At 57.3% G+C, this 9,694-nt stretch carries 10 protein-coding genes and 1 tRNA gene; 4 read left to right on the top strand and 7 right to left on the bottom strand.

All coding sequences use genetic code 11. The features are described from left to right. Positions 1-10: 10 nt before the first annotated feature. Genes Q0063_RS13530 through Q0063_RS13520 form a run of 3 tightly spaced genes read right to left on the bottom strand, consistent with a single transcriptional unit; the run spans position 11 to position 3,669 of the window. Positions 11-844, bottom strand: coding sequence for a class D sortase (locus Q0063_RS13530; RefSeq protein ID WP_297872493.1), 834 nt, complete (start codon positions 842-844; stop codon positions 11-13). A gap of 37 nt (positions 845-881) precedes the next feature. Further along, positions 882-1,784, bottom strand: a complete 903-nt coding sequence (locus tag Q0063_RS13525; protein WP_297872492.1) for a hypothetical protein — start codon at positions 1,782-1,784, stop codon at positions 882-884. Between the two features lie 28 nt (positions 1,785-1,812). Further along, positions 1,813-3,669: a DUF3991 and TOPRIM domain-containing protein gene (locus tag Q0063_RS13520; RefSeq protein ID WP_297872491.1), complete on the bottom strand. Its 1,857-nt coding sequence runs from the start codon at positions 3,667-3,669 to the stop codon at positions 1,813-1,815. Between the two features lie 227 nt (positions 3,670-3,896). Between Q0063_RS13520 and Q0063_RS13515 the strand changes: the two genes are divergently transcribed. After that, the gene (locus Q0063_RS13515; RefSeq protein ID WP_016321682.1) at positions 3,897-4,142 is read left to right on the top strand and encodes a hypothetical protein; all 246 of its coding nucleotides are present in this window, start codon (positions 3,897-3,899) and stop codon (positions 4,140-4,142) included. Positions 4,143-4,224: 82 nt separating this feature from the next. Here Q0063_RS13515 and Q0063_RS13510 read toward each other — a convergent pair whose 3' ends face one another. After that, positions 4,225-5,049: a hypothetical protein gene (locus Q0063_RS13510; RefSeq protein ID WP_297312300.1), complete on the bottom strand. Its 825-nt coding sequence runs from the start codon at positions 5,047-5,049 to the stop codon at positions 4,225-4,227. 216 nt (positions 5,050-5,265) lie between these two features. On the opposite strand from Q0063_RS13510, the gene Q0063_RS13505 reads away from it, so the two are divergent. Both Q0063_RS13505 and Q0063_RS13500 read left to right on the top strand, forming a co-directional pair. Further along, the gene (locus Q0063_RS13505; RefSeq protein ID WP_297312301.1) at positions 5,266-6,777 is read left to right on the top strand and encodes a DNA methylase; all 1,512 of its coding nucleotides are present in this window, start codon (positions 5,266-5,268) and stop codon (positions 6,775-6,777) included. Beyond that, positions 6,777-7,184 (top strand): hypothetical protein, encoded by a 408-nt coding sequence (locus tag Q0063_RS13500; RefSeq protein ID WP_297312303.1) that lies wholly within the window; start codon positions 6,777-6,779, stop codon positions 7,182-7,184. The genes Q0063_RS13505 and Q0063_RS13500 overlap by 1 nt, the downstream gene beginning before the upstream one ends. Positions 7,185-7,261: 77 nt before the next feature. On the opposite strand, the gene Q0063_RS13495 is transcribed toward Q0063_RS13500, so the two are convergent. From Q0063_RS13495 to Q0063_RS13485, 3 genes are all read right to left on the bottom strand, one after another. Beyond that, complete coding sequence (locus tag Q0063_RS13495; RefSeq protein WP_297312305.1) at positions 7,262-7,834, bottom strand: hypothetical protein; 573 nt, start codon at positions 7,832-7,834, stop codon at positions 7,262-7,264. A gap of 208 nt (positions 7,835-8,042) precedes the next feature. Beyond that, complete coding sequence (locus Q0063_RS13490; RefSeq protein WP_297872490.1) at positions 8,043-8,474, bottom strand: translation initiation factor 2; 432 nt, start codon at positions 8,472-8,474, stop codon at positions 8,043-8,045. 404 nt (positions 8,475-8,878) lie between these two features. Further along, positions 8,879-8,954, bottom strand: a tRNA-Pro gene (locus Q0063_RS13485). A 205-nt stretch (positions 8,955-9,159) separates the two neighbouring features. Here Q0063_RS13485 and Q0063_RS13480 point away from each other — a divergent pair. After that, positions 9,160-9,537, top strand: a complete 378-nt coding sequence (locus Q0063_RS13480; protein ID WP_297872489.1) for an IS5 family transposase — start codon at positions 9,160-9,162, stop codon at positions 9,535-9,537. Positions 9,538-9,694 lie beyond the last annotated feature (157 nt).

The raw sequence follows: 9,694 nt of genomic DNA, 5'->3' as shown, positions 1-9,694 counted from the left end.
TCAGCTCGGTTTAATCCGTCAGTTCAACCGCTCTCACACACCACCGGAGGTCCCGTTCATCCCGGACGCAGGTGTACAGCGTCAGGCAGTTCTCGGAGGTGTTCTCCAGGCTGCTCCGATCCGTTTCCGTCACCTTGGCAACAGAGATCACTTCATAGGTCCGGGTTCCCTCCTTGGTGGAAAGGGTGATCTCGTCCCCGGCTTCCAGCGTATGAATCTTGCCAAAGTACGAATTGGTCCCTCTGTTGTGGGCGGCCAATCCGACGTTGCCATTCCAGATGGACGTCTCCTCGAAGTGGCCCACGCCTTTCTTCAGCGCGGCGCTGTCCGTGCCCTGGACGATCTTGACACTCAGGCCAATGGCAGGGATTTTAAGTGTCCCGAGGCTTCCGTTGCTGTAATAGCTGTCCTCGGTGACGCTGGTGAATCCTACGGAAGCCGTGTCATTGGGCCGGGTGGTGACAGTGAAGTGCTCCGGGGGAGTGGAAGAGCCGGAGGAACTGCTGTCCAGGATGGACGTGCTGGGCAGGAACCCGCCCATGCCGCTGGATATCCCGTCCTCCGACACGGAGTAATTCGCGCCGCCCACCTGATTCACCAGCCCGCCGCTCAGGGCACCGGGAACAAGGTTCGGGGTCAGGTACTCACCGGAGCCGGGGAGATAGCTGGTGGGGCTGCCGAAGCCGGGGGCCACCAGGGCCACGTTCTTGCTCCGGTCCACGTTGGGGTTTTCCTCTTCGTAGATCGTGTCATCGCTGGTAGGCCGGGCGAACAGGAAATCGTCCGCCCCGTCATAGCTGTACTCGAGGGCGCTGGCCTGGACGGCACACAGGGCGCAGATCATGCAGGCCAGCAGGAAGGTTCTCAATTTCAAAGTTTCTTCATCTCCTTCGAATTTTTTTGTATGCAAACGCGCCGCCCAGGACCAGCACCAGAACCGCGCCGCCGATCATAAGCGGACGCCCGATGCCGGAGACGTCGACGGGTTCACCCTCCTGAACGCCGGAGTCCTTGGGAGCGTCGGTGCTGCCGAACACGGCGGTATAGGTAACCACATTACAGCCGGTTTTGGAAACCTCTCCGGAGTAGTCCGCCGTCACCGTGTACCCGGTGGCGTACTTACTGGAGGTGCTGCCGATGTACCGGGCCGTGGCGGTGTAGCGGGTGACCACACCGTCACCCTCCTCCTGGGTGGAATTGCCCCACTGCACATCCGCCAGGGTCAGGCTCCGCCCGCCATCGGAGATGGTCTTGGGCACCAGGGAGAGGTCCGCATCCGACAAATTCGGATAGGTCCGGGTAGCGGACACGGTTCCGGTCTTGGTGGCGTAGCCGTCGGTTGTGACCTTGACCGTGGTGTGGTCCAGGTGCAGGGTTCCCGTGTAGCCGTCCTCGGTGGTGGCTTCGATCTCGGCATCCAGGGTCTGGAGAATTTTCTCCATGTTATTAGTATCGCTGGGGCGTGTGACCGTCTGGACATGGGGCTTGGTGTCCACGCCCACCTCGTCCTTCCGGGTCATATCCAGCAGGTAATACAGCCGCCCGTTCCGCTCAAAATCCTCCGTGGGGATGAGGCCGGGGTCATCGTCCAGGGACAGCTGGTACACCTTCTGGATGCGCAGCTCATCGAAGTCGCCAGCCGTGTACTCCTCCACGGAAATGGGATAGTAGGCGCTGTCTCTGGCCGGCTTGGTGGCGTCAGCCGCCTCGGCAGCCTGGACGGGAACGGACAGAAGCGTGGAAAGCAGGAATGCAGCCAGGAGCAAAGGAATCGTTCTTTTCATGTTGTTCTCCTATCTCAAAATAGTGGGACTATCTCTCGTCCCCGCTCCGAGCCGGAGCCTTCCGCTGGGGCGGAGCGATGGTTTTCTCAATGGAACCGCCAATCTGACGGCTCATGCCTTGAATCTCTTTCAGGAAGGCTATCCGGTCCTCAATCTCCCAGCCCTGGCAGCGTTTCGCCATTCCCGTCAGGTCCGGCAGTTCCCGCTGGATGCCGAAGCGGCGGCAAAGGATGTACGAAACGCTCTGGGCGCTCAGTTCACAGCCCTCCCGGCTGTAGGCGGGATTGCGTCCTCGGTCATGGAACCGGGCCTGGGCAATCTCGGCGGCGATGGCCGCGAACGCCTGGCTGTCCGGGCATGCGGTGTCAATGGCCAGCGTCATCTGCCGGGGGTCATAATAGGCCCCGGAGGGCAGGTTTTCAGCGGCCACCACCTGAACCGGAGAGAAGTTCAGCAGGGCGGACAGGGCTGCTTCCATGGGTTCGGTGTCCTCCTTAAGCTGGACCGTCCGCAGCTCCCGGCCCTGGGTCTGGGCGATATCGTAGACGCTGGTGAGGTTGTACCCCCGGCCCGTGGCGGACCGGGTGAAGATGCTGGCGCCGTTCTTCAGCTCCGGGTCCAACACAAAGCGGCCCAGGTCCTTCCAGTGGCCGCGGGTATGGACCACGGTGGCCTCCGGGAGCTGGGCCATGGCCAGGGCGATGTTTCCGGAACTATAGGAGGGGTTGTCCCCCTGGAGCTCCAGGTAACGGGCAAATTTCTCAGGGTCCCTGGTGATCTGTATGACGCTGGCGTCCCGGAGGGCAGCGGCGGTTTCCTTGTCCGCCTGCCGTTCCTCCCGCCATTTGGCGTCCGCTGTGGATTTGTCGCTGATGATCTTGCCTAAGTTCGCCATAGGTTTGGTTTCCTCCTTTTTTGTGGGATTTTCTTTGCTTTTGGGTGGCTTCACCTCCTCCAAGACCCCCGTGAGCTTGTATTTGAGCTGCGCGTTCCAGTCCTTGCCGTACTTCGGGACCCGGATTTCCACCTCGTACCCAGCCGCCCGGTACTTCTCCCGCATCTCCTTCGCCGCCGTGATCCCAGGCTCGTCATGGTCCAGCAGGAGCTTGATGGCTTTCAGGTGGGGATGGTCCCGAAGGTAGGTGTCCAGCGGTCCGCTGTACAGCCCGCAGAGGGCGACGGCGTTGCTGTGGACCTCCGGGCAGAGGGTGCAGAAGCTCATAAGGTCTATAGGGGCTTCGAAGACCGCCACCTCCTCGATCTCCGGCTCACAGGGCAGCCGAAAGCCCACCTTTTTGTCGCTGCCCAGGACGTCCCGTTTAAATCCGGCCCCATTAAAGTCCAGGGTCCCGCGCTTGCTGGCGAATTTGGGCTGGCTGTTGCCATCCCTGCCGACAAACACGCAATTGTGATATGGGGCGTCCTCGTAGAGAAGCCCGGCGTCCAGAAAGCGTTGGATTACCTGAGACGCAATTCCCCGCTTGCGAAGATACGCAAACACCCGCCGCTGGTCCGGGTTCGCGGGAGGCAGGACGAAAGGCGGCTTTTCCCTGGGCGGAGGCGGCTTGGGGCGGGGGATGGGCTTGTCCCGGTCGGGGGAGTCTCTGGACCGCCCATGATAGGCCAGCAGGTAATCCACCGCCTCCGGGAAACGCATTCCGCAGAACTCCTGGAGGAATGAGATGGCGTCGCCGCCCTGCCGGGTGGAGTAGCGCCTCCAGGTAAGGCGCTCCTTGATGCGGATGCTGTCCATCTCCGCCGTGGTGTAGTAGCTGCCGATCCGCTTCAGCGTATAGCCCAGAGAGAACAGCAGGTCCGGCAAATCCGTGTGCTTGGCGATGTCCAGCTCCGTTTCTGTGAAGCCGTAGGCCATGTTTGCGTTCAAAATAAATTCACCTCCAATCTGGCCGAAAGCAAAAACAGCCGGGCAGGGTACTCCTTTGGGGATACCCTGCCCGGCTGCTTCTCCTGGGGCCGTAATGTTTGCGCTGTCAAGTCCCAACATTCACGAAATCCGCCCGTCTTTTTCTCCATGTCCGGCATTGCTTTTCCTGGTCTTTCCAGTTACAATGTTCAGCGGTATTGTAAAAAATATGGGAGGTTTTTTGTACAATGGGACTGGATTATGATCCGTTGTGGGACGAACAGGGACAGCTTCGCCGGGGCTGCACGGTACGGGAGGCACTGGCCTGGCTGACAAAGTTTGGAAGCCACAGTGCCGGGGAGAATGTCTGTGTCAATGGCGTGAGCTATAAGCTGGGCAGTTTGCTCTATGGCCCGGACCGGCCCGCTGTAGCGGACAAGCCCATTTCCCGCGTCTATGACGGCTACTATCGCCAGTTGAACTTCAGCGTCTGACTCACCCTGCTGGGAACGAAAAAAGCCCCCGGCATCCCTTTGGTTTTGCGATGCCGGGAGCGTTGCCGGAGGGTGTTCACCTTTATCTTTCCATTTGGTGGCTGCGCTTGGAAGAGCGCTTTTTTTCGGAGGTTTTCTGCTGCTGGCCGTGACTTAACTCATCTAACTCATCCCGCAGCTTCTCCCACAGGGGGTTTATCTCCGTGGCAACGGTCCCGCTGTCCGCGTCTAAGTTGATATGGGCGGCAATAATGGGACTGTCCGGCATCAGCTGGGTCAGCTTTTCCACCATTTTAGGCTCTGGGTCAAGAATGACAGCAGTTTCCCGTGGATGGCGTATTTCCATATTGCAATCGAACTGTTGGATAGCCTCCGTTATCGTAACGCCGTTGTATACGGAGCAGGCTGTTGCGTTATACAGCAGCTCCAGGGGGTCGAACCGCCCAAAGTGGCGGGTATAGAACTGCGCTGCACACCCGTTCTCATGCACAGTGCAGAGCGCCAGGGAGCTGATTTTGTCAGGGGCTTCCGGGGCGGTAAAACCTACGAAATAGTCCCAGGAATCCTCCTCGATCTCCTGCACCGGCGTATTTGTCTGCAAATAAATTGCCGCGCCTATCATCTCCCACGGCAGCATCCCTTTATTCGCAATTCCGCTCAGGTCGTACACACCTTGTAATGTATCCGGGGTAAAGTGACGGGAAATGAAGGAAAACGTATTGTACAGGTCCTCTTTCAGTCGGAGCCAGAGGCTGTTGCCAAAGTCCAGCAGATTTTTGTTGGCTTCTTCATTTGGGGAGGGAATGAGCGCGTTTATACGAGCGATAAATTCCTGACTGCTCATCTCGCAGGTTTCCTTTGGGAGACTTTTAGAGGACGAAGCGAAGCCGTCCGCATGCTGTTTCATAATGTTGATTACCTCCTTCTGAAATGCAAAAGAGGCGGAGCATCCCAAGTCAGGAATGCTCCGCCTCACCTCTTTTGCTGTTATCTGTAGACAACCTGCTCCAGCCCTTCGCCCTCGGTTATTGGATGCGTTTGACTTATAGATTTTGGCTTGTCCGGCTTGGGCTGGGTATGCTATGATAGAGATGTAAAAGCCACTCAGGAAGGAGACCCCGCGATGGAAGGCCGCACCTATATTGCCGTGGATTTGAAATCCTTTTACGCCAGCGTCGAATGTGTTGAGCGGGGCCTCGATCCCCTCACCACCAACCTTGTGGTGGCGGATCTGCGCCGCACGGAAAAGACCATCTGCCTCGCCGTGACGCCCTCCCTGAAAGCCTGGGGCATCTCCGGCCGGGCGCGGCTGTTTGAAGTCATCCAGCGGGTCAAGGAGGTCAACGCTCAGCGGCTCCGTTCCGCACCGGGGAGGCAGTTTGCCGGCTCCTCCTCCAGCGATACTGAATTAAAGGCCAATCCGGCTTTGGCGGTGGATTATATCGTAGCTCCGCCCCGGATGGCTCATTACATGGAATGGAGCACGAAGGTCTACAACGTCTATCTCAAATATATCGCGCCGGAAGACATTCACAACTACTCCATCGACGAGGTCCTGATGGACGTGACCAATTACCTGGGAACCTACCGGCTCAGCGCCCGGGAGCTGGCCATGAAAATGATTCTGGATATTCTGGAAACCACCGGCATTACCGCCACGGCGGGCATCGGCTCCAACCTGTACCTCTGCAAAGTGGCCATGGATATTGTGGCCAAGCACATCCACCCAGACGTCAACGGCGTGCGCATCGCCAAGCTGGACGAGCGCAGCTACCGGCGTCTGCTGTGGGATCACCGGCCCCTCACCGATTTCTGGCGGGTGGGCGGAGGTTATTCCAGAAAGCTGGAGGCCCACGGTCTGTACACCATGGGGGATATCGCCCGCTGTTCTCTGGGCGGTCCGAATGATTTTTATAATGAGGATTTGCTGTACAAGCTGTTTGGAATCAACGCGGAGCTGCTGATCGATCACGCCTGGGGCTGGGAACCCTGCACTATGGCGGACGTTAAGGCATATCAGCCGGAGAGCAAGAGCGTCGGCTCTGGGCAGGTTCTCCAGCATCCCTACGGCTATGAGAAGGCCCGGCTGGTGGTACGGGAGATGGCGGACCAGCTATCTCTGGACTTGGTCGACAAGGGACTGGTCACCAGTCAGCTGGTGCTGACGGTGGGCTATGACCGGGAAAGTCTGAATGGACGGGGCTACAAAGGGGAGGTAACGGCGGACCGCTATGGGCGGGCCATTCCCAAACACGCCCACGGCACCGCGAATCTGGGGGATTATACCGCCTCCACGAAGCGCATGATCTCCGCTGCCCTGGAGTTGTTTGACCGCATCATCGACCGAAATCTGCTGGTACGCCGCCTGTACCTCACCGCCACTTGTGTGGCAAACGAGACGGAGGTTCCGGAGAAAATGGCCTTTGAACAGCTGGATCTGTTCACGGACTACCACGCCGTTCAGGAACAGCAGGTCCGGGAGGCTGCGAAGCTGGAGCGGGAGAAGAAGGTCCAGCGAACCATGCTGGACATCAAGAGGCGGTTTGGGAAAAACGCGATTCTGAAAGGCATGAATCTGGTGGAGGGAGCTACCGGGAAGGACCGCAACGATACGATTGGAGGGCATCAGGCGTAATGGGGAAATATGACGATATCATCAACCTGCCGCACCACGTCTCCAGCGCCCATCCCCATATGCCCATGCGGGACCGGGCGGCGCAGTTTATGCCCTTCCGGGCTTTGACCGGCTATGAGGCCGCCGTCCACGAGACAGCCCGGCCGACAGATTCGAAGGCTGAGCTGACGGAAGATGAGAAGGCCCTCTTAGATTTGCGGCTGCAAGAGCTGGCGGACAGAATCACGGAGCATCCCAAGGTAACGCTTACCTATTTCCAGCCGGACAAAAGGAAGGCTGGAGGCGCCTGCGTCACCATTACAGGGCGGCTCAAGAAATTCGATGAATATGAAGGCGAGCTGCTTTTATTGGGCGGAGAGCATATTTTAATTGAGAATATCCTGTCAATTCAGGCGGCAGAGGCATGATTCCGGAAACACCCCTGGCATCCCAACCAGAGGATGCCGGGGGCGTTTTTCTGGGCCACATGGGGCGCTGGGGCCCGTTAAGCCTTCTTCAGGGGCGGGGCCTCCACCTCGGAGAAGGCGGCCTCACGGGGGCTGACGCCGGCTTCCTGTTGGTTACCCCGGAACGCTGCCTGGACGCGCTCCAGCTGGCTCCGCAGATCCTGGACCCGCAGGAACCCGCCGCTGGGGGCCTTGGCGGTCAGGACCATATCATCCAGGCCGTCGATCTCCATGAGCAGCCGGACGGCTTCCAGCGAGGTCTGCCATTGGGCTTCTGTTGGCTGCCGTTGTGCCGCGGCCTTGAGGAGGATGCAGGAGGCGTCCAGCTGCATGATGGGGTCCGGTAATGCGCAGGGAACCTCCCGTTCCACCAGGGGAGTGGTTTGCTCATTTGTTTCAGCGAAGTGCCTGACCATCTCCATTTCTGAGTCGACCCATGCCAGAAGTGCGCCGCCATCACCCAGGTCCTCGCCGACCAGTGCCAAGGCGCCGCGGAGGGTGACGGCACTGTCCGGGAGCTGATCGAGGCCCTCCAGCATGGACACGGTTTCGCGGGCCAGCAGGGTACAGGCTTCCAGGATCGTGAGGAGCGTTCTGTTGTCGTTGTTCATTGTGAAATTCCTTTCTTTCCTCGATTTTTTGGGGCGTGGCAACACCATGTCACACCTCTGCCGGAATATCCATTCATCAAGAGCAACGAAATATCTGTGCCATTTTTGACCATCCGGGAAAGCCGATGGACGGTGGAATCTTCTCTACTGCCATCAAAGAGAAGCACCGCGCCCCCGCAGGGCGGGGACGCGGCGGCGATGTGGTGATTCAGGGCTTCTCGGGAGGCAGGTCCTCCTCGGGATCATCCTCCTCGGTGGTGGTCCCGGTGGGGCTGGCACTGGCCAGGGAGGCATTGACCCGCTCGGCTTCCTCAGCGGCATCCTCCTCAGCCTCGATCAGCGCTTCCTCGATCAGGTTCAGCACGAACTCCCGCTGGGTCAGCTTCCTGCCGGTCCGTTGGGTTTCCCGCTCCAGGTGAGCCTTAATCCGCTGGAAGAGCTCTTCGGGGATCTGGAAGGCCATCGTTCTCGTATTGCCGCTCATAGTTGCCGTACCTCCGTTTTTCTTTAAATTGTAGTATTCGATCAGCAGGTTCGTGATGTATTCACTGGTGGTCTGGCCCGCCGCCTCCCTGGCCTCGCAGACTTGCGCGTGGAGGCTGAGGGGCACCTGAGCGCAGAGGTTCTTTTTCTGTTCCATGCTGCCGTGCTCCTTCCCGTTTGTTGTAACGACAGTATAGCCGGAAAGCAGAACGAAAGCTATTACCAACACCACCGAAGAACGCTGAACACATGAAGCATAAGCAACAATGATGGGAAGGGTCCTCCCGAAATGGAAAACCTCCCTCGGAGCGGCTTGGTAACTCCGGGGGAGGTGTGTTTTTCTTTTTTAGAGAGAGGCGGAGAGTTCGAGTCGAGCAGACTGCTAAAAACTGCCAAAACCGCTGTTTTTGCATCTCTGGTGCGTTATTTTTATTTTACGTCCCCAAATTTTCCCAATCTCTTTTGGTTGTTCTTGTTTTCAAGCAAAGCACTCCATTTACACGCAAAAATCCCGCACTGAAGTGCGGGATTTTTGCGTGCATCTTTTTTGTCAATGCAACTTGGTCCGAGTGGCGGGATTTGAACCCACGGCCTCTTGGTCCCGAACCAAGCGCGCTACCAACTGCGCTACACCCGGATATCACTGTAACTAATTTGCTTTGTGGCCTTAAATAATATTACAAGACCGCAGTAAATTGTGAACTAGTCGAGTGATATAACATTTATTATTATACGGATTTTTTCTCAAATGTCAATCTATTTTTTAGAGCAGATTGTAATCCTAGAGTCTGTTTAAAACTTAGATATTGAGTGTAAAGCGCAAAGATGACAAAATAAAGTCTATGAAAAGACATGAAATAAGCGAAAAACAATGGAATAGAATAAGGGATAAGTTTCCGCCTGAAAAGAAACCGCAAAGAGGGCGGCCAGGAAAAAGCAACCGGGAAATGCTCAACGGGATCCTGTATTGGCTGAACACCGGAATACCATGCCGGTATTTACCAGATCGGTTCGGGCCATGGCAAAGCGTATACAGCCGATTTCGGGCATGGACAAAAGCTGGAGTATGGGAAAACATTCTCACAGCCCTGATTGAGCAGGATTTGGTGGACGGAACAACGCTGATGCTGGACAGCACCACGATCAAAGTCCACCAGCACACCAGTAGGGGCAAAAAGGGGGACATCACGAGGAAACCGGACGGAGCAGAGGGGGCTTAACCACTTCGCCACCAGATACGAGAAGAAAGCCCTTTATTTCCGTGCTGTTGTCTGTCTTGCCTGTATCCTTATCTGGTTACTTTGACGGTTTTAAAACAGGCTCTAGAGGGTGTCTTCAAACAAACGCAGGACAAAATAAGGAAGCAGCAGTAAAATA

The sequence above is a fragment of the uncultured Oscillibacter sp. genome, assembly GCF_947654275.1.
GTDB lineage: Bacteria > Bacillota > Clostridia > Oscillospirales > Oscillospiraceae > Oscillibacter.
This window is presented reverse-complemented; position numbering and strand designations above follow the sequence as displayed.

Coding starts and splice junctions, on each gene's coding strand:
- Q0063_RS13530 (WP_297872493.1), bottom strand. CDS start 844: ATGATCTGCGCCCTGTGTGCCGTCCAGGCCAGCGCCCTCGAGTACAGC.
- Q0063_RS13525 (WP_297872492.1), bottom strand. CDS start 1,784: ATGAAAAGAACGATTCCTTTGCTCCTGGCTGCATTCCTGCTTTCCACG.
- Q0063_RS13515 (WP_016321682.1), top strand. CDS start 3,897: ATGGGACTGGATTATGATCCGTTGTGGGACGAACAGGGACAGCTTCGC.
- Q0063_RS13510 (WP_297312300.1), bottom strand. CDS start 5,049: ATGAAACAGCATGCGGACGGCTTCGCTTCGTCCTCTAAAAGTCTCCCA.
- Q0063_RS13505 (WP_297312301.1), top strand. CDS start 5,266: ATGGAAGGCCGCACCTATATTGCCGTGGATTTGAAATCCTTTTACGCC.
- Q0063_RS13500 (WP_297312303.1), top strand. CDS start 6,777: ATGGGGAAATATGACGATATCATCAACCTGCCGCACCACGTCTCCAGC.
- Q0063_RS13495 (WP_297312305.1), bottom strand. CDS start 7,834: ATGAACAACGACAACAGAACGCTCCTCACGATCCTGGAAGCCTGTACC.
- Q0063_RS13490 (WP_297872490.1), bottom strand. CDS start 8,474: ATGGAACAGAAAAAGAACCTCTGCGCTCAGGTGCCCCTCAGCCTCCAC.
- Q0063_RS13480 (WP_297872489.1), top strand. CDS start 9,160: ATGAAAAGACATGAAATAAGCGAAAAACAATGGAATAGAATAAGGGAT.